The following is an 18,247-nucleotide window of genomic DNA, read 5'->3' on the forward strand; positions in this document are numbered from 1 at the left end:
GGATCGCGACTGTGGTCAGGTCGTTCTCCAGCGCACCCGCCAGCGCCCGGTCACGGGCATCGGAAAGCAGGATCGGCTGGCCGTTGGCGGCAAACAGCGCCCACAGCTCCATACCGGGCGCGATTTCGTCGAGGCCGGGGAAGCGGCCGCGCAGGTCGTCGCTCGATACTTTCCTGAGATAGGCGACCGAACCTTCGCCGAGATGGGCGAGTTCGCCGCTGGTCATGGTGGTGGTTTCGTCAGTTCTGGTCATTTCAAGCCTCCTTGGCGCGAGGACGCCAGGATTGGCCGCCTCGCATAGAGCCATCGGCAAAGATCAGTCTTTCACCGATATGTTTATTTTCCGTACCAGCCGCTCGGCCTCCGGCCGGTCCAGGTCGACCGACAACAGGCCGTTCTTCAGTTCCGCCGCAATCACCCGCATGCCGTCGGCCAGCACGAAACAGCGCTGGAACTGGCGCGCGGCGATACCGCGGTGGAGGAATTCGCGCTCGGTGTCGTCAGTCTGACGTCCGCGCACGATTAGCTGGTTTTCCTCCGTGGTGACATCGAGGTCGCTCTCGGCAAAACCGGCAACGGCCAGCGTGATGCGCAGCCTTTCGGCGTTGCCGTCGGCTGCGCCGAGGCGCTCGATATTGTACGGGGGATAGCTGTCGCCGGACTTCGCCAGACGCTCAAGCGTCTTTTCCATGGCATCGAAGCCCAGAAGAAGCGGGCTGGAGAAGGGCGTCATTCGACTCATTGTTACATTGTCCTCTGAAGAGCGACACAAACTGGAAAAACCCGGATGGCATTTTTCCCGATGGTCTTGATATGGTCCGCCGCGCGATCAAGTTCAAGCCACTGAAATCAGGATGACGTTTCGTTGAACCGCCATCCTGACTAAGCTCTTCGTTGGAGCATGATCCTGTCCGAAAGCCGGTTCCCACTTTTCGGGATCATGCTCTAAATCCCGCCCAAAAAGACTCCCCCAAAAGGAATTGAAATGCCCCAGTCCAGAAAGATCATCATCGACACCGATCCCGGCCAGGACGATGCCGTCGCCATATTGCTGGCGCTCGGCAGTTCGGAGCTGGAGATCGTCGGTATCACCGCGGTTGCCGGCAATGTGCCGCTGAAGCTGACCCAGAACAACGCCCGCAAGATCTGCGAGCTGGCCGGCAGGCCGGACGTCAGGGTCTATGCCGGCGCCATTCGGCCGCTGGCGCGCGAACTCGTCACCGCCGAGGAAGTGCACGGCAAGACAGGCCTGAACGGCCCGCAACTGCCCGAGCCGACCATGCCGTTGCAGGAACAATACGCCGTCGATTTCATTGTCGAGACGCTGATGCGCGAGGAAAGCGGCACGATCACGCTCTGCCCGCTCGGACCGCTCACCAACATCGCGCTGGCGCTGATCCGCGAGCCGAGGATCGCGCCCCGCATCAAGGAAATCGTCTTGATGGGCGGCGGCTTCTTCGAGGGCGGCAACGTCACGCCGGCCGCCGAATTCAACATCTATGTCGACCCGCAGGCCGCCGATCTGGTGTTCAAGTCGGGCATTCCGATCGTGATGATGCCGCTCGACGTCACCCACAAGGCGCTGACCACGTCCAAGCGCACGCAGGCTTTCCGCCAGCTCGGCACCAAGGTCGGCACCGCGACCGCCGAGATGCTGGAGTTTTTCGAGCGCTATGACGAGGAAAAATACGGCACCGATGGCGGGCCGCTGCACGATCCGTGCGTGATCGCCTATCTGATCAAGCCGGAGCTGTTCAAGGGCCGCCATTGCAATGTCAGCGTCGAGACCGCGTCGGAGCTCACCATGGGCATGACGGTGATCGACTGGTGGGGGGTCACCAAGCGGAAAAAGAACGCCACCGTGATGCGCGACATCGACCATGACGGCTTCTTCGCGCTGCTGGTGGAGAGGCTGGGGCGGCTGTAACGCCTCTCCTTCTCCCACAGGGTGGGGAGGCTGAGGCGCTCACTTCGACTTCGAAAACGCCAGCCATAGCCCGCCGCCGACCAGGAAGCTGCCGCTGATCCTGGACATCAGCCTGACGCGGCTGGCCGACAGCAGCCGGCCGGCGCGGCCGGCGGCAAGCGCGTAGGTCGAATCCGACATGGCGGCGAAGATCATCGCGGTCAGGCCCATCACGACGATCTGTAGCGTGTAATTGCCCTGCGGCGCGATGAACTGCGGGAAGAAGGCGCCAAAGAAGACCAAGGTCTTCGGATTGCTGATCGCCACCAGAAAACCCTGCAGGAAAAAGCCGCCGCGCGGTTTTCTAGCCGTTCCGTCGGGATTGAGCGTGCCCTTGGAGCGGAACATCTGCACGCCCATCCAGATCAGATAGGCGGCGCCGATCAGCCGCACCCACTCGAACCAGTGGCCCATGCCGGCGATCAGCGTGTTGAGGCCGATGCCGACGATGGCGATCATGATGGCGAGCCCGGCCTGGGTGCCGGCGACGTTGGCCAGGCCCGCGCGCGAGCCGTGGCGGATGCTGTTGGCGATGATCAGCGTCACCGTCGGACCGGGCACCAGGATGATGACGATGCAGGCAACGACATAGGTTGCGTAAAGTTCCAGCGACATGGCTTTCCTCGGACGGACAGAGGTGATGCGGCGGTGGCCGCCGGATCAATGCACGGCTTCACTGTCGGCGCAAGCGATGCCGACTTGCCCGATTCAGAGGCTGCTCAGCAGGCGCCCGCCGTCCACGGCAATATCGCCTCATAGGCGGCGCCGGCCTTGAGCACGGCGAGGTCGCCGCGTGGGCGGCCGATCAACTGCATGCCCATGGGTCGGCCCTTCCCGTCGAACCCCGCCGGGACGCTGAGCGCCGGGCAGCCGCCCAGGGTGGCGAAGGCGGAGACCTGCATCCAGCGGTGATAGCTGTCCATGGGTCGTCCCGCGACCTCGCGCGGCCAGTGGGTCGAGACGTCGAACGGGAAGACCTGCGCGGTCGGCAGCGCGATCAGGTCGAAACGCTCGAACAGCGAAAGCAGCGTTCGGTGCCACGAGGTGCGCCGGACGCTGGCGGCATGGACCTGCGGCGCGGTCAGGCCCATCGCCTGCTCCACTTCCCAGACAGCCTCGGGCTTCAGAAGTTTGCGTTTTGCCGGGTCGTCGTAGTGCGCCTTCAGCCCGCAGCCGCTGCTCGCCTGGCGCAAGGTGACAAAGGCCTGCCAGAGCGCCTCGAAATCGACATCCGGTACCAGGGCCTCGGTGCGGAAGGATGCTGCGGCGAAGCGGGTAAGCGCGGCCTCGCAAAGGTCGAGCACGCCCGGTTCCGTCGGCAGGTGGCCGCCGAGATCGCCCAGCCAGGCGATGCGGCCGCCGGCCGCTTTCGCGCCCAAGCCGTCGAGGAACGAACCCTCCTTGGCGTATGACAGCGGCGCGTGCGGGTGATAGCCGGCCTGTTCGTCGAGCAAAAGCGCGATGTCGCGAATGTTGCGGCCCATCGGCCCTTCGACGCCCATCTGCGAATGAAAGACATCGAAGTCCGGGCCTGCAGGCACAAGGCCCTGCGAGGGGCGGAAGCCGTAGACATTGTTGTAGGCTGCCGGATTGCGCAGCGAGCCGCCGAAGTCGCTGCCATCGGCGACCGGCACCATGTCGAGCGCCAGCGCCACGGCCGCGCCGCCGCTCGAGCCGCCGGCGGTCAGCGCGGGGTCGAAGGCGTTGAGCGTCGGCCCGAAGACCGGATTGTAGGTGTTGGAGCCCAGCCCGAATTCCGGGACATTGGTCTTGCCGATGATGATGGCGCCGGCCTTGCGGACGCGCTCGACGAAGAAATCGTCCACGTCGGGGATGAAATCGGCGAAGATCGGCGAGCCGAAGGTGGTTCTGAGCTCCCCGGTCAGGGCGAGGTCCTTGATGGCGATCGGTAGGCCGAAGAGCGATCCGGCCTCGCCGCCGCGTGCCAGATGGGCATCCGCCCTGTCGGCCTCGGCCAGGATATCGGCGCGCTCGCGCAGCGAAACGACGGCGTTGACCAGCGGGTTCACCGCCTCGATGCGGTCGAGGAAAGCGCCGGCCACCTCGCGCGCCGACAAATGGCGCTGCCTGATCTTCTGGGCAAGCTCGACGGCGGAGAGGTGGCAGATATCGCCGGCCGGCGGCGCTGCGTGCTTGGTGACGGGACGCATGGCCATTACCGCGCCGCCGCCAGGGCCGCGTCGACATCCTTTTCCGGTGGAATTGCCGGCTGCGCGCCGGGTTTCAGGCAGGCGAGCGAACCGGCCGCGGCGGCGCGGGTGAGCGCCTCCTGAAGCGGCAGACCGGACGACAGGCCGGCGCCGAAATAACCGCAGAAGGTGTCGCCCGCGCCGACCGTGTCGACCGGCGTGATCTTCAGCGCCGGAACGGTGAGGAAATCGTCCGGCGTGGCGGCCAGCACGCCGTCGCCACCGAGCGTGACGACGATGGCGCGGCCTGTCTTCTTGGCATAGTCGCGCATGCGGGCAGGGCGATCGCGCCCCGAAAGCGCCAGCGCCTCGCCATAGAGATCGAACTCGGTTTCGTTGGCGACGGCATAATCGGCCTTGCCGACGAAGCCGGCGGCCTCGGCACGGAAAGGGGCGGTGTTGAGCACGCTGACGGCGTCCGCCGCGCGCGCCGCGTCGAGTGTGGCGTCGACCGTCTGCAGCGGGATCTCATGCTGCAAGAGCACGACGTCGCCCTTCTTGAGGAAGGCCTTGGCGACATCGCCCGGCACCACCGAATCATTGGCGCCCGGCACGACAGCGATGACGTTCTCTCCATCAGCGCCGACCAGGATCAACGCCGTGCCGGTGGAGGCGAAGCTCTGGCCGACACCGGACAGATCGACATTGCCGGCCTTGAGAAGGGCAAGCGCCTCGGCGGCAAAGCTATCCTTGCCGACCGCGCCCACCATGCGTACCTCGGCGCCGGCGCGCGCCGCGGCCAGGGCCTGGTTGGCGCCCTTGCCGCCAGGCGCGGTGGCGAAGCCGGAGCCGCGCACCGTCTCGCCGGGGTCCGGCAAGCGGTCGACATTGGCGATGAGGTCGAGGTTGATCGAACCGACAACGATAATCAAGAAGTGCCTCCTGCCGGGACGCGCTGCCCCCCGATTGAAGGTCGAGCCACCCCAAGTGCCTGCTTTTACACAATTGATTGCGCGGGAGGCTAGCGGCAAAGACCGCCTGTCGCCAGATCATGTCGGTTGTGCGCGCCCGTGGCCCACAGGCATCATTCGCAGCGCACCGTGACCATGCCCTGATAATTACCCGCCGGGAAGATGCCGGGCGACTTCGTGGCGGTTAGATCGACCTGGATGGTGTGGGTGCCGTTGGTCACCGGCTGCGGCGTGCTGCCTGGTATGTCCACCCCGGATCCGTCGAGCCGAAAGACCGTGGCGAAAGTGACGTTGGTGTCGCCGCCGCTCGGAGCGGAGGTGAAGGCGATCGGCGCCGGCGCGGAGACGGAGTAGCAGTCCAACAGGTTGAGGATCGAACACAGCGTCGAGTTCGCGGTGATGGTGGCGCCGGCGCTCGACCCGCCCGCCTGCTTGGAACCAAAGATGTTGATGGCGGGGTTCGGTTTCATCGCTCCCGACGCGCCGATCATGATCGTGCAGGTGCCGATGATCGCCGCCTGCGCCGGGAGACAGAGGCCGGCAAGCGCCGCCAGCGCGAACAGCGCGCGGCTATTTCCGCTTCTTCTTTTCACTGCCGGTCGTGCCTCTGATGCTCCAGCCTTCGTTGGCCCATCCTGCTGATTTGACCTGGGCCGCGCTGGCCTGGGGCGCGGGACCCTGGGGTGCTGGGGCGGCCACACTTCCTGTCGTCTGACCGTCGGCGCCGAGGCCCATTTTAAGAAGCTTCAATTCAAGCTGCAGGCGCTCGACTTCCAACTCGTAGAGGCGGCTGCAATCGACACGTTTCGGCGTCCGCCCGATCGGGATCACCACGCGGCCGTATGTGGCGATGTCGCTGTTGGCCTGGTTGCTGCTGTTGTTGCCGCGGATGACGCCGAGGTCGAAATAGGCGCCGCTGCCGGAAACGGCCGAGCGGCAGGTCGTGCCGTCGCTGGCATGAACCTCGTCCTGGCCCTGAGGCAGGCTGACGCCGGGCAGGCTGAAACCGGTCTGGTTCTGATTCAGATTCAGGATGTCCTCGGCAAGCCCCCGACTTACGACAGCCAAGGCGGACAGCAGGGACAAGGTCAGAACCTGCGATGCCCGAAAAACTTTCCGCATATCTGTGCCCTTATCTGGGTCCGCTCGCTTGGAAAGGGGATACTCTCGGTACAGATACGCACTTTACGCTCTTTCGCGCCGCCGAACGGGACGACCACCAGTACAGGGCGCGATGCCTGGCCGGCCAAAAGGAAGGCGCTCGGCGTGATCCTGGCGTCGACCGGCTGGAAATCCTGGTCGTAGACATGGACTTCGACACGTATGCGCTGGTTGTACGGGTTGCCCGGGAAGACGCGGACGGCGAAGGCATCCGTGAAGGATCGCACCTCGCCGCGCATCGGCGTCATCGACTGGCCTGTCGCGGCGATGGGAGACAGCACGGCAGTCAAGCCCGCCGCCAGAATCGCAATCGTTCTCAAGGACCGCTCCTTTCGCGACAAGACTATTCGCAGCGCAGCGTCACCGTTGCCTGGTAGTTGCCGGCGGAGAAGCGGTTTGTGCCGCTCTTGGTGCCGGCAAGATTGACCGCGACCGTCGACGTGCCTGGCACCGTCAGCGCGGTCGCGGTGCCGGTTTCGGCAATCGTCTGCGCGCCGGAGGTGGCGAAGGTCGGCGTCCATGTCGTCGCCGTGGTGTCTGAGGCCGGTACCGTCGTCGTGGTGACTGGGTCGACGCTGAGCGAGACGCCGCCCGTGGTGTCGACCTGAGCGCTGCCGGCCGAACCGCCGATATTGTGCGAGCTCAGCGACTGGAGATTGCTGCTGACGGTCATCGTGCCGTTGGAGTTGATCGTGACCGTGCAGGTCGCGGTGATCGTACCATTGAACAGCACATTTCCGGTGGTGGCGGCCGATGCTGCCTGGCCGGCGCCGGCAGCGAGCACGCTCGCAGCCATGGCGGCGCGGAAGAACTTCATTGAGACCCCTCTTTCGAGCCGGATGATGCAGCTCGACATCGGGGTTATCTTCCCTTTATCGTGGTTAATTTAGCGTTAAATGAAATAACGCCGGAAAACAACTTAAAAGAAAACCGGCGATAACCAGAGGTTGTCGCCGGTTGCATCTCATGCATAAAACAATGTATTTATTCAGTTTGTGCCGATTTATACTTCGATACACGGTTTTTCGCAATGGGGTGCGAAAAAATCGATTGTTTCAGGACGTCACTTGTCCCGCTTCCCAGCCGAGGATGGCGCGCTTGCGCGTCAGGCCCCAGTGATAGCCGGTGAGCGCGCCGGACTTGCCCAGCGCCCGGTGGCAGGGCACTACGAAGGACATCGGGTTGGCGCCCACGGCCGCGCCCACGGCCCGGCTGGCGCTGGGATGGCCGATGCTTGCCGCGATCGAGGAATAGGTGCAGGCCCTGCCCATCGGGATGCGCAGCAACGCTTCCCAGACGCGAAGCTGGAAATCGGTGCCGATCATCACCACGCGCAGCGGCTGGTCGGCGCGCCATTGCGTCGGGTCGAAGACCCGCGCGGCGTAAGCCTGGGTGGCCGACATGTCCTCGACGTAAGTCGCGTTCGGCCAGCGGCCGGACATATCGGCGAAGGCCGACCGCTCGCCGCCGGCGTCACAGAAGGCCAGGCCGGCGAGACCCCGATCGGTGACCATGATCAGCGCGATGCCGAAAGGCGAGATGTGGTAGCCGTAGCGGATGGTGAGACCCGCGCCCCGGGTCTTGTAGTCGCCGGGCGACATCGCCTCATGGGTGACGAAGAGGTCGTGCAGCCGGCCGGGACCGGACATGCCGAGCTCGAACGAGGTCTCCAGCAGCGGCATGCCGGAATCGAGCAGCCTGCGCGCATGGTCGAGCGTCACTGCCTGCAGGAAGGCCTTGGGCGACAGGCCGGCCCAGCGGGTGAAGAGTTTCTGCAGGCCGGTGGGCGTCTCGCCGACCTCTTCGGCCAGGACCTCGAGCGAGGGCTGGTCGCGATAGTCGAGGCTGATCTTCTCGATGGCGCGGCGCACGACGTCGTAGTCGCTGCCTTCCGGGGTGATGTCGTTCTGGAGGATAGCGGTTGGTTTCATGCGGGTATTCATGGTCATCTGAGCGTTCATGGCAATATCTCCTTGGTCCGAATATCGGTCTTCCAGAACTTTGCCTCCACCCGAAACTTGCCTTCCCGCCATCCACACCCAGATAGAGTGAGCTTCGGGCCGAAGAGGACAATGATGGCCGGCGAAAAGGTTGATCTGACCGGGGCAAGGGAGACCTTGCTGATGACGCTCTACGGCAAGGCGCTGGAGAGCCGGCTGCCCAATTCATTGCTTCAGGATCGCTTCGCCGACGAGGCGGTGCGCAAGATCGACTATGATTTCGCAAGGCTCAAGGTCGACGGCAATCTCGGGCTGGGATTTGCAATCAGGGCGAAGACACTGGACGTCTGCGTCGCGGATTTCCTCGCAAGATATCCGGACGCGATCGTGCTGCATCTGGGATGCGGGCTCGATACGCGGATATTTCGCGTCGACCCGCCGCAAGGCGTCGACTGGTTCGACGTCGACTATCCGGACGTCGTCGAGCTCAGGCGCAGGCTCTATCCGTCCAGGGACTGTTACCATCTGATCGCTTCCTCGGTGACCGAACCGGGCTGGCTGGCCGCGGTGCCCCGCAATCGCCCGGCGATCGTGGCGGCCGAGGGGCTGACGCCCTATCTTCCAGCCGAGGAGGGACCGCCGCTGCTTGCGCGGCTTGTCTCGCATCTTGCCGGCGGCGAGCTGATGTTCGACGCCTATAGCCGGTTCGGCCTGAAGCTGATGCGCCTCAATCCGGCCATCAAGGCGACCGGCGCCGAAGTTCATTGGGCCATAGAGGATCCGCGCGAATTGGAGCGCGCGGTGCCCAAACTTCGCTTCATCGGCGAGATCCCATCCTACAAGCCGGAGCAAGGAGCGCGCCTGGGCTGGTCAGCGCGTCTGTTCGTCGGTCTCTGGAAGCTCATCCCAGCGATGCGCAAGGTCGGCAGGCTGTTGCGCTACCGGTTCTGAAAGGCTTGTTTGCTCCGAGCGTGATCTTGTCCGAAAACCGGCGTCCACTTTTCGCTGACGCGGACCTTCGGTTCGGGATCGTGCTCAGCGTGTCTTGGCGGTCGCCAGCGCGCGCGAGAAGGCGGTGGCAAAACTCTCGCGATCGTCGGGATTGAGGAAACCGCCGATCGCCACGCTCTTGCCCTGCGCTTCGACGGCCATCTTGGTGATGCCGATCTCGCTGTGGCGGGCGATCGAAAACCGCGTCCAGAACGGATTGAAATGATGCGCTTCCGAACGACCGGACGGCGCTGTCTTGCGAATGTCGAGACTGGTGCGCGAGACCGAGATTTCCTCGCGGGCGCGCGCGGCCCGGTAATTGGCGCGGAACGCGATGTAGACGGCGATCACGTCGAGGCCGAAGAAGCCGAACACCGGCCAGGCGCCGTGCGCGAGGAAGAAGGCGCCGGTGACCGCCCAGCCGAACAGAAGCGCTCCCATCAGGATCAGGAAGCCGGTGCGGCCGAGCGAGCGGTGCGGCGTCAGCAAGGCCTGGAAAAATGGCTCGTCGGCCTGGAACGAGGCGTTTGTGTCGCTCATGAGGGAATATTATAGGAAGGGATATGGCGCCTCCCAAGTCGAAAAAATCCGTAGCTGTCAAAAAGTCTCAACCCTCCGCGGTCGGTGGCAGCCGGGCGCCTGGCCGGCGGCCGCGAAAGGCCGCCTCGCGGTCGCTCTATAGCCCCGCCGAGGTGCATGAGATATTCCGGCGTTTTTCGGTGCAGCGGCCTGAGCCGAAAGGCGAGCTCGACTATGTCAACGCCTTCACCCTGCTGGTCGCGGTGGTGCTGTCCGCGCAAGCGACCGACGCCGGCGTCAACAAGGCGACGAAGGCGCTGTTCGCGGCGGCCGACACGCCGGCCAAGATGCTGGCATTGGGCGAGACCAAGGTCGGCGATTACATCCGCACCATCGGTCTGTGGCGCAACAAGGCGAAGAACGTGATCGCGCTGTCGAAAGCGCTGATCGACGATTATGCGGGCCAGGTGCCTCAGGATCGCGACGAGCTGGTGAAGCTGCCGGGCGTCGGGCGCAAGACCGCCAATGTCGTGCTCAACGTCGCCTTCGGCCAGCACACGATGGCGGTCGACACGCATATCTTCCGTATCGGCAACCGGATCGGGCTGGCGCCCGGCAAGACGCCGGAACAGGTCGAAGAAGGGCTGCTCAAGGTCATTCCCGCCGAATATATGCGCCATGCGCATCACTGGCTGATCCTGCATGGCCGCTATGTCTGCAAGGCGCGCAAGCCCGACTGCCCGGCCTGCGTCATCGCCGACATCTGCAAGTCGAAGGAAAAGACCACCGACGTGCCGGCCCCGCTGGTGCCGATCGCGCCACTGGACGAGACGTTTCCGGCCGAGGCCTAGTAGCCGTAGCCGCGCGCCATCGCCGCGGCGAAGACGGGGATCAGCAGGAAGACAAAGCCCTCGGCGCGGACATAGTTCTTCACCGAGGCCAATTCCGCCGCCGGCACCGCGAAAGACGGGTTGCCGCTCGCCTGCCTGTTCCAGGAGATGAAGCGCATGGTCGGCACGATCGACAGCAGGCCGACGATGGCGAAGGCCACCATCTTTGCCCAGAACACCCAATTGTAGATGTAGAATTCCCAGCCTTTCAGGCCAAAGAACACACGGCAGACGCCGACGATGACGATGAGCGCGGCGACGATGCCGTAGTGGCGGTCGATGCCGGCAAGGCGCTTCAGCGTCGCCGCTGCCAGATCGCCGCGCACCAGCACGAACTCCGCGCCGATGATACCGGCCAGCGAGAACACCAGAAGGTGATGCGCGATCGCCAGCAACAGGTCCGTGGTGTCCATGGTGCGTCTCCGGTCGACTTGCGTTTCTGGGTCGGTTTCGCGCGCAAACTAGCATCGCCAGGCGAAAAGCCCATAGCGATGCAGCCGTGCCATGGCCATTATGGCTGGAAGAGCCACCGCATTATCGTGGCTCTTGTTCGAGCGCGCTGGTTTGCTAAGCGCTGCCGCCTCAATGGAGGGGAATGCCATGAGCGTCAAAACGGAAGACGGCGTGCCGATCCTTGAGACGGCGCGGACCGTCCTGCGGCCGCATCGGCTCGGCGATTTCGAGACCTATGCCGCCATGTGGGCAGAGCCCGCCGTCACCCGGTTCATCGGCGGCAAGCCGCGCACGCGCGAAGAGAGCTGGATGCGCTTCCTGCGCCATGCCGGCCTGTGGTCGCTGATCGGCTACGGTTTCTGGGCGATCGAGGACAAGGAGACCAAGCGCTTCATCGGTGAGGCCGGGTTCCACGATCTGAAGCGCGAGATCGAGCCGTCGATCGAAGGCGTGCCGGAGGCAGGCTGGGCGCTGGCCTCGGAGGCGCATGGCCAGGGGGTTGCGAGCGAGATCGTCGGGCGGATCGTCGCCTGGAGCGACGACGCGTTGGGGCAGGCGAGAACCGTCTGCATCATCGATCCGGAAAACGGCGCTTCGCTCAAGGTGGCCGAGAAGAACGGCTATCGCGAAATCCTGCGCACCACCTATCACGAAAAGCCGACGATCCTGTTGGAAAGGCCGGCCGGATCGAGCGGCGCCAAGGCCTAACCAGCTTTGCGGCGCAGGGTCTTGGCCAGCGCGTCCCAGGCATCCGTCACCGCACCCTGTGCCGTGTGCCCGCCGTGCAGGACCGTGGCCGCGTCGAATGGCTGGGGTCGCGCGATCGCATAGCCCTGCGCGTAATCGACGCCGATCGCTTTCAAGGCTTCGACGATGCCGTCGCTTTCGACAAATTCGGCGATGGTGCGTTTTCCCGTCACCTTGCCGATATGATGGATCATCTCGACCATCGCGCGATCGATGCGGTCGTCGAGCATGTCCTTGACGAAGCTGCCGTCGATCTTGAGGTAATCGACCGGCAAATGCTTCAGATAGGCGAAGGACGACATGCCGGAGCCGAAATCGTCGAGCGCGAAGCGGCAGCCCAGCCCGCGCAGGTCGGCGATGAAACGCATGGCCTCGGTCAGATTGGCGATGGCGCTGGTCTCGGTGATCTCCAGGCAGATCGTTTCGGGCGCAATGGCGTGCGCGGCGAACTGCTCGCGCATGAAGCCGAGAAACGTCTCGTCGCCGAACGTGGCGCCGGAGAGATTGATCGCGCAGGTGGATATCGGCGTCGCGCGCTGATCGGTGCGTCTGGCCGCCAATGTGGCGAAAGCGTTGCGCACCACCCAGCGATCGATCGCCGGCATCAATCCGTAGCGCTCCGCCGCCGGAATGAAGCTCTGCGGGGTGACGAAGCTGCCTTCCTCGTCGGTCAGCCTGAGCAGGATTTCGATATGTGCCCCTGGCTCGGCAATATCGTCCCGCAGCGGCGCGATCTCCTGCGCATGCAGCCTGAAGCGGTTCTCGTCCAGTGCGGCATGCAGGCGCTGCACCCAGGCCATCTCGCCGAAGCGCTCGCGCAATGCCGTGTCGCCGTCGCTGTGGATCTGAACGCGGTTGCGGCCCTTTTCCTTGGCCATGTAGCAGGCGACATCGGCGGCGCGCAGCACCTCCTCCAGCGTCATGCCGACATTGGCGACTTCGACCATGCCGATGCTGACGCTGGTGTTGAAGGGACGCCCTTCCCAGGAGAAATGGAGATCCTGGACCGTGGCGCGCAACCGCTCGGCCGTGGCGGCGGCACAGTCGGTATCGCAATCGAAGAGCAGCACGCCGAACTCGTCGCCGCCCAGTCTCGCCAGGATGTCGCCGGACGGCAGCTCGTTGGCGAGCAGCACCGAGACCCGGCGCAGCAGCTGGTCGCCGGCGGCATGGCCGCACGTATCGTTGACCAGCTTGAACTGATCGAGGTCGAGATACATCAGCGCGTGCCGGCGCGGCCTTTCCGGCGCCTCGGAGATCGCGCTTGCCAGCCGGTTCTCGAAGTCGCGGCGGTTGACGAGACCGGTCAGCGCATCATGCGATGCCTGCCACGAAAGCCGCTCGATATAGTCCTGCTCACGTGTCATGTCGTGCAGGGCCAGGACGCACCCCAGGATCGTGCCGGAGACGATCAGCGGAGCACCGTTCAGCGCCACCGGCACGACCGAGCCGTCGGGACGCTCCAGAAGCTGCGGGCGCACATTGGAGCGGCGCGGCTCGCCCGCCAGCAGGCGCGGGACCAGATCGGTCTCCTCGACGCCGCTGTCCTTGTCGACGAGCCGGAACAATGAGGCGACCGGCCTGCCCTTGGCGGCGGCCAGCGAACAGGCAAGCAGCCTTTCCGCTCCGGCATTCATATAGTCCAGCCGCCCCTCGGCATCGGTGCTGATGACGGCCTGGCCGATCGAAGCCAATGTGATCTGGGCACGCTCGCGCTCGGCATTGAGAGCGTTCTGGAAGGCCTGGCGCTGCTTCATCAGCTTGCGCGTGCGCCAGACGGCAAGCAGGATAAGCAGTGCGGCGGTGGCGAGATTGGCCGCCGTCAGCGCCATCTTGATGAAGCGCGATCCCTCACCCAGACTGTCGGAAAAGGCTTTGGAGAGCGGCCCGATCCGGTAGTCGAGCTTGTGGATTTGCGCCTTCCAGAGACCGATCTCGGCCGCGGATGCCGGCCCCTTTTCGAGACTTCGATGCATGTCGTCGCCAAGTCTTTCAATGGCGAGGACCATCTCGTCGGCCGCCGTCCAGTGGCGGATCGCGGTATCGAGATAGCTGACGCCACGGAAATTCCGGAACAGCCAGATCAGGCCGGCGACATCGTCGGGATGGTTGTTGCCGCCAAGAAAGCCAAGCCTGGCCGCATTCGTGTCGGGCTCGGCCTGTTCGAGCGCAAGCCGCGCGGCGCGATCGGCCAGCGGCACGGCGATGGCTTGACGATATTCGCTGAAATACTCTTCCCGGCCGGTGTCGGCATAAAGGCTGAGGAAATAGATGGCGTGCTTCTGCCCCTTCGACCATTGGCTTTCGCCGCCGACATAGGCGCGGACGGCTGACAGCGTGTGGAGGCTAAGCGTCGCAACCAGTGCCTGGATCAGGACGACCGCGACGAAAGGCCAGACCAGCCCGATGAGGCGCGGGGCGGCATCGGTCGATGAGAGCTTCATCCCATTCCCATGGAGCGCGCGCTGGCTCCCCCGGTGTCTGTCCGACTGGCTCATCCGCCGGTTGAGACGATGTTTTTCCCCACATGTCGTCCGGTTACTGGCGACATCAATCCAGATAGCGTGCCTGGCTTAACAGCCGATAAATTTGTCCAGTATTTGTTTCATGAGTTATTGCTCAGCAACAGAAGGACGCTTACGCGGCGTGATGGCGATATTTGGTGCATAGTATCGATCTGCAGCGCGTGGGCGCGGAAGAAAAAGCCGGCAACATCAACCCGATTGCGCCCCAGCTGTCTCTCAGCGTTTGGTCTTGGATCTGTTGAGGGCCACGGCTTCGCGAACGAGCGCCTTCAGGGCGTCGCCGTCGACCCCGTCGCCTTCCTTGAAATCGATGGCGCGCCTGGTGTTGCCTTCGAGGCCGGAGTTGAAGAGCTTCTTGGGATCGGGCAACGCCGCGCCCCTGGCGAAGGTCAACTTGACGACAGCCTTGTAGGTCTCGCCGGTGCAGATGATGCCGGCATCCTCCCAGACCGGCACGCCGCGCCATTTCCAGGTCTCGACGGCTTCCGGCGCGGCTTGCCTGATCAGTGCGCGGAGCCGGGCAAGCGTCTCGCCGCGCCAGTCGCCGAGTTCCTTGATCCTTCCGTCGATCAGTTCGGATGCAGACTTGTCGTCCTGCGTGCTGCCTTCTTGCATATCCGGTTCTCCTTCGGGGCTGGATAAGAGATCGCCACCATGGCCTTTTCAGGGAGGAGACGCTTGATCTTCCGTGCGATTACATCCGTTCGCCGGGCAGGCGGCTCGCCTGCTTCACCCAGGAAACGAATTGCTCCTCGTCGAGCCGGTCGCTCGCATGGATGTGGAAATAGCGCGTGTCCTTGCTCTTGGATTCGACAGGCGGCACGGGCGTGAGCGACAGGCCGCGGAAGAAGGCCACCTTGATGTATCTGGCGAAGCAATGGACGCCGAGGAACCAGCCTTCGCCTTCCATTTCATAGAATGGAGAGTTCCATTTGACGGCCTTCTGCACGTTGGGAACGGCCTCAACGATGAGCTGGTCGAGCCGGCGCCCGACCTTGCTCTTCCAGCCCGGCATCGCCGCGATATAGGCCTGGACGGGCGCGTCGCCATAGCCCTTGGCGATCTGCGGGTTGCCGCCTGAAAGCAGGACGGGTTCCACGTCCACGGATCGCGCAACCTTTGCTTTCGCCTTCGCCATCAGGCCGATCCCGTTCGCTCGCTCGTCTGCTCACCGCGCAACCTGACGGCATAGGGCAGCACAAACATGTAGAGCCCGCTGAACAGCAGCAGGAAAAGCGGGATCAACGGCGAATAAACGATCCAGGCGGGCGGCGGGCCCATCGCCATTGCGGCGAAATTGGCAATGACGGTCACGGTGAAGATGATCGACAGCCAGCGGTGAAGCTGCCTGATCCACTTGCTCCAGTTCAATCTAACCTCCCTTGCAAATGACGATACGGATCGAGCTGCCTACCAGCGCGCCAGCTGCGAAAGCTGAATGAGGTTGCCGCAGGTGTCGTTGAGCTGTGCGACGGTCGCGCCGGTCACCGCGGTCGGCGCCATGGCAAAGCTGCCGCCATTGGCCTTGATGCGCTCATGGTCGCTCTTGATGTCGTCGGTGAATAGCATCAGCGCCGGCTGGCCCTGCTTGAAGATGGCCTGCTGGTAAGTCTTTGCCGCCGGATTGTCGTTGAGGGCCAGCTGCAGTTCAGTGCCGTCCGGGTCGTCGGGCGAGGTGACGGTCAGCCAGCGAAACGGCCCGTTGGTGAAGTCGGCCTTCTTGGTGAAACCCAGAACGTCGGTGTAGAAGCCAAGAGCCTTTTCCTGGTCGTCGACATAAATGCTGGTCAGCTTGATCTTCATTTCGTGTCTCCATTGCTTGCGCCTGCGGTTTGCGGCCCCGCCAGGACATGTGTCTGTCTTTTGACGCTTCGGCGGACTCAATCGATCCGCGAAAGCAGTTGCTCCAGGGCCGCGATGTTGCGCTTCCAGCCCACCGTGGCGCCGCGGTAGTACGGCTCCTGATCGGTGCGGAAGCCGACCTGTTCCATGCGCAGATGCGTGCCCGTGCCAGCCGGGGTGAGCGTCCAGGTGACGACGCTTTCGAGGTCCTTGGTGTCCCAACTGTAGGACAGGGTCCTGTTGGGCTCGACCATCCGCACCTGGCAGTCGACGCCTCCCCATTCGGCGCTCATATTGAAGCGATGATCCACGACCGGCTTGAAGCTGTTCTTCATCAGCCACTCCTCGATGAGATGCGGTTGGGTGAGCGCGCGCCAGATCTTTTCCGGCGGAAAAGGTATCTCGCGCTCGACGATGACGGAGCGCGTTGCGGCCGGCATTCCATTCATTGATCCATCCTTTTGAGCAGTTCCTCCAGATCGTCGAACCGGCTTTCCCAAAACCCCGCCATGTCGCGCGTCCAGTCCATCAACGGCGCCAGTGCCTTGAGCTGGGCGCTGTAATGGGTCTGGCGCCCTTCATGGCGGTCGCGCACCAGTCCCGCCTCCTTGAGGACGCCCAGATGCTTCGACACCGCCGGCTGAGATACGCCGGCCTGCGCGGTCAGGGCACCGACCGTCTGCTCGCCCTGGCGGCAGAGACGTTCGAAGATGGCGCGCCGTGTCGGATCGGCAAGCGTCCTGAACAGCATGTCGTGCGCGGTGGTCATCGCAATCAATAACCCGTTGGCTATTGATTGATGTATAACCACTGGGATATGTATGAGTCAAGCAGCGAATCGCCAGCCGCAGCAAGGCGACCGCAACCAGGGGGCCGCTGCCCAGGGAATGGCTATGGGCCCATACCGGCACGCCGGCACGACCTTTCCCGAACAGGGCGGTTGCTTAAGCCGGATCGACCGCCGGAACGGTCAGATCCCTGAGCAGCGTCGAAAGCTCCGGTTCGTCGATCAGCAGGGCGGCGTCGGCTGCTGGAAGCCATGCACGCTGCCGGTTCGCGGCTTCCTGCCAGTCGGCAAGCTCCTCGGTGACCTCGAGCAAATAGACCGTAACGTCCACGCGAATGAAGCCATTGGTCATGCGTTTCCAATAGGAATAGGTGCCGGCAGGCTGCTTCAGCGTCCTGCCGAGAACGCCTGCTTCTTCCTGGGCTTCGATCGTTGCCGCCTTGCGCCCGCTCTTGCCCTTCATCGGCCAACCCTTTGGCACAATGAAGCGCCGTGTGGTGCGTGAGGTGACCAGCAACACTTCCAGGTTGCCGTCTTCCCGCAAGCGATACGGAATGGCCGCCACCTGGCGGATCCGTTGGCCTTTCTTGGCTCTGCGAACTGCTTTCTTCTTGGTTGTTGCCATCCCAAATTCCGGTGAGAGGAGCATCCCTGCCATACGCTATCCGCGCGGGCAAAAACCCTCCCTCTGCAAACCCTAGAGCGTTTCACCGTGTCACGGAAACGGCGAACCGCTCTACCTCTTTAGTTTTGACGCAATTCCCGACGGAAAACCGTGTCACACTTTTCCTGGAGTTGCTCCAGAACCACCGCCCTTGCAATCCGGCATTTTGCCAGCAAGTAAGTCGGCTAATAAACTGAAAAAAACGAAATGTCAGCGGCAAACCCGTGAAATCGTGTTGCCGACCGCTTCCATCCGACAGGTCTTGTCATACACCGGCACATCGGGCCGGGGCTTGGGCGCGCTCTGCCGGTCAAGCTCGCGGTACAATTGCTGCTGCTGCTGGTATTGCTGCCGCTGCAACCGGTTCTGCAACTGCTGCAGCTGGTTCTGCTGCACCAATGCGTTGCGGTTCGTCGGGATGACGACCTGCGCATAAGACGACGCAACCTGAGAAATCGCGGCCACCAGCACGGCGCCTGCCAGAACAGCCTGAGTGTGACGAAGCATCCGCACGGGCCCCATACGAAAAACCATGCGTTTCATATAGTGCGGGCGGCCCGTAACGCCATGGCTAACTGCCAAATGTGATGCGGCTCACGGAGGCTTCGCGATTGCCGTCATATGACGACTGGCAAACGCCCT

At 63.7% G+C, this 18,247-nt stretch carries 25 protein-coding genes; 4 read left to right on the forward strand and 21 right to left on the reverse strand.

The genetic code is table 11. The features are described 5' to 3' along the window. The coding region (locus tag FJ957_RS30895; protein WP_140837230.1) for a DUF1150 family protein at positions 1–253 on the reverse strand (253 nt) is incomplete at its 3' end. Positions 254–316: 63 nt separating this feature from the next. Beyond that, on the reverse strand, positions 317–742 hold the full coding sequence (locus tag FJ957_RS30900) for an Hsp20 family protein (RefSeq protein ID WP_140837232.1): 426 nt from the start codon (positions 740–742) through the stop codon (positions 317–319). A 243-nt stretch (positions 743–985) separates the two neighbouring features. Between FJ957_RS30900 and FJ957_RS30905 the strand changes: the two genes are divergently transcribed. Further along, positions 986–1,927, forward strand: coding sequence for a nucleoside hydrolase (locus FJ957_RS30905; RefSeq protein WP_140837234.1), 942 nt, complete (start codon positions 986–988; stop codon positions 1,925–1,927). A 39-nt stretch (positions 1,928–1,966) separates the two neighbouring features. Here the strand turns inward: FJ957_RS30905 and FJ957_RS30910 are convergent, their stop codons facing one another. The 8 genes from FJ957_RS30910 to FJ957_RS30945 all read right to left on the reverse strand — a co-directional run bounded on the left by FJ957_RS30910 (position 1,967) and on the right by FJ957_RS30945 (position 8,209). Further along, positions 1,967–2,581, reverse strand: coding sequence for a LysE family translocator (locus FJ957_RS30910; protein ID WP_140837236.1), 615 nt, complete (start codon positions 2,579–2,581; stop codon positions 1,967–1,969). A gap of 104 nt (positions 2,582–2,685) precedes the next feature. After that, positions 2,686–4,143, reverse strand: coding sequence for an amidase (locus FJ957_RS30915; RefSeq protein WP_210243272.1), 1,458 nt, complete (start codon positions 4,141–4,143; stop codon positions 2,686–2,688). Continuing rightward, entirely contained in the window at positions 4,143–5,048 is a 906-nt protein-coding gene (locus FJ957_RS30920) for a ribokinase (RefSeq protein ID WP_140837238.1), read from the reverse strand. The genes FJ957_RS30915 and FJ957_RS30920 overlap by 1 nt, the downstream gene beginning before the upstream one ends. A 152-nt stretch (positions 5,049–5,200) precedes the next feature. Then, positions 5,201–5,680 (reverse strand): hypothetical protein, encoded by a 480-nt coding sequence (locus tag FJ957_RS30925; RefSeq protein WP_140837240.1) that lies wholly within the window; start codon positions 5,678–5,680, stop codon positions 5,201–5,203. Beyond that, entirely contained in the window at positions 5,658–6,209 is a 552-nt protein-coding gene (locus FJ957_RS30930; protein WP_140837242.1) for a hypothetical protein, read from the reverse strand. The genes FJ957_RS30925 and FJ957_RS30930 overlap by 23 nt, the downstream gene beginning before the upstream one ends. Further along, positions 6,176–6,559, reverse strand: coding sequence for a hypothetical protein (locus FJ957_RS30935; RefSeq protein WP_246674342.1), 384 nt, complete (start codon positions 6,557–6,559; stop codon positions 6,176–6,178). Before FJ957_RS30935 ends, FJ957_RS30930 begins: the two co-directional genes overlap by 34 nt. Before the next feature lie 32 nt (positions 6,560–6,591). Next, positions 6,592–7,065 (reverse strand): hypothetical protein, encoded by a 474-nt coding sequence (locus FJ957_RS30940; protein WP_140837246.1) that lies wholly within the window; start codon positions 7,063–7,065, stop codon positions 6,592–6,594. A 238-nt stretch (positions 7,066–7,303) separates the two neighbouring features. Beyond that, positions 7,304–8,209 (reverse strand): methylated-DNA--[protein]-cysteine S-methyltransferase, encoded by a 906-nt coding sequence (locus tag FJ957_RS30945; RefSeq protein ID WP_181180779.1) that lies wholly within the window; start codon positions 8,207–8,209, stop codon positions 7,304–7,306. 114 nt (positions 8,210–8,323) lie between these two features. Here FJ957_RS30945 and FJ957_RS30950 point away from each other — a divergent pair, with 114 nt between their 5' ends. Further along, positions 8,324–9,139: a class I SAM-dependent methyltransferase gene (locus FJ957_RS30950; RefSeq protein ID WP_140837248.1), complete on the forward strand. Its 816-nt coding sequence runs from the start codon at positions 8,324–8,326 to the stop codon at positions 9,137–9,139. A gap of 84 nt (positions 9,140–9,223) precedes the next feature. Here the strand turns inward: FJ957_RS30950 and FJ957_RS30955 are convergent, their stop codons facing one another. Further along, positions 9,224–9,718, reverse strand: a complete 495-nt coding sequence (locus FJ957_RS30955) for a DUF2244 domain-containing protein (RefSeq protein ID WP_140644552.1) — start codon at positions 9,716–9,718, stop codon at positions 9,224–9,226. Positions 9,719–9,741: 23 nt separating this feature from the next. Here FJ957_RS30955 and nth point away from each other — a divergent pair, with 23 nt between their 5' ends. Then, a complete protein-coding gene (gene nth / locus FJ957_RS30960) occupies positions 9,742–10,548 on the forward strand; it encodes an endonuclease III (protein ID WP_140837250.1) in 807 nt (268 codons plus the stop codon). On the opposite strand, the gene FJ957_RS30965 is transcribed toward nth, so the two are convergent. Continuing rightward, complete coding sequence (locus tag FJ957_RS30965; protein ID WP_140837252.1) at positions 10,545–11,000, reverse strand: DUF2214 family protein; 456 nt, start codon at positions 10,998–11,000, stop codon at positions 10,545–10,547. The genes nth and FJ957_RS30965 overlap by 4 nt on opposite strands. Positions 11,001–11,187: 187 nt before the next feature. On the opposite strand from FJ957_RS30965, the gene FJ957_RS30970 reads away from it, so the two are divergent. After that, positions 11,188–11,748 carry a GNAT family N-acetyltransferase gene (locus FJ957_RS30970; RefSeq protein WP_140837254.1) on the forward strand — a complete coding sequence of 187 codons (561 nt, stop codon included), beginning with the start codon at positions 11,188–11,190 and terminating at the stop codon, positions 11,746–11,748. Here FJ957_RS30970 and FJ957_RS30975 read toward each other — a convergent pair. From FJ957_RS30975 to FJ957_RS31020, 9 genes are all read right to left on the reverse strand, one after another. Next, a complete protein-coding gene (locus tag FJ957_RS30975; RefSeq protein WP_140837256.1) occupies positions 11,745–14,231 on the reverse strand; it encodes an EAL domain-containing protein in 2,487 nt (828 codons plus the stop codon). The two genes, FJ957_RS30970 and FJ957_RS30975, sit on opposite strands and share 4 nt — an antisense overlap. A 297-nt stretch (positions 14,232–14,528) precedes the next feature. After that, on the reverse strand, positions 14,529–14,927 hold the full coding sequence (locus tag FJ957_RS30980) for a DUF1801 domain-containing protein (RefSeq protein WP_140837258.1): 399 nt from the start codon (positions 14,925–14,927) through the stop codon (positions 14,529–14,531). Between the two features lie 79 nt (positions 14,928–15,006). Continuing rightward, entirely contained in the window at positions 15,007–15,450 is a 444-nt protein-coding gene (locus FJ957_RS30985; RefSeq protein WP_140837260.1) for a DUF1801 domain-containing protein, read from the reverse strand. After that, entirely contained in the window at positions 15,450–15,683 is a 234-nt protein-coding gene (locus FJ957_RS30990) for a hypothetical protein (RefSeq protein ID WP_140837264.1), read from the reverse strand. Before FJ957_RS30990 ends, FJ957_RS30985 begins: the two co-directional genes overlap by 1 nt. Positions 15,684–15,722: 39 nt before the next feature. Continuing rightward, positions 15,723–16,115 carry a VOC family protein gene (locus FJ957_RS30995; RefSeq protein WP_140837266.1) on the reverse strand — a complete coding sequence of 131 codons (393 nt, stop codon included), beginning with the start codon at positions 16,113–16,115 and terminating at the stop codon, positions 15,723–15,725. A 77-nt stretch (positions 16,116–16,192) separates the two neighbouring features. Beyond that, a complete protein-coding gene (locus FJ957_RS31000) occupies positions 16,193–16,603 on the reverse strand; it encodes an SRPBCC domain-containing protein (protein WP_140837268.1) in 411 nt (136 codons plus the stop codon). Beyond that, entirely contained in the window at positions 16,600–16,923 is a 324-nt protein-coding gene (locus FJ957_RS31005) for a metalloregulator ArsR/SmtB family transcription factor (RefSeq protein WP_140837270.1), read from the reverse strand. The genes FJ957_RS31000 and FJ957_RS31005 overlap by 4 nt, the downstream gene beginning before the upstream one ends. A gap of 175 nt (positions 16,924–17,098) precedes the next feature. After that, on the reverse strand, positions 17,099–17,566 hold the full coding sequence (locus FJ957_RS31010; protein ID WP_140837278.1) for an NUDIX hydrolase: 468 nt from the start codon (positions 17,564–17,566) through the stop codon (positions 17,099–17,101). A gap of 249 nt (positions 17,567–17,815) precedes the next feature. After that, the gene (locus tag FJ957_RS31020; protein ID WP_246674338.1) at positions 17,816–18,112 is read right to left on the reverse strand and encodes a hypothetical protein; all 297 of its coding nucleotides are present in this window, start codon (positions 18,110–18,112) and stop codon (positions 17,816–17,818) included. Positions 18,113–18,247 lie beyond the last annotated feature (135 nt).

This window comes from Mesorhizobium sp. B2-4-6 (genome assembly GCF_006442775.1).
Classification (GTDB): Bacteria; Pseudomonadota; Alphaproteobacteria; order Rhizobiales; family Rhizobiaceae; genus Mesorhizobium.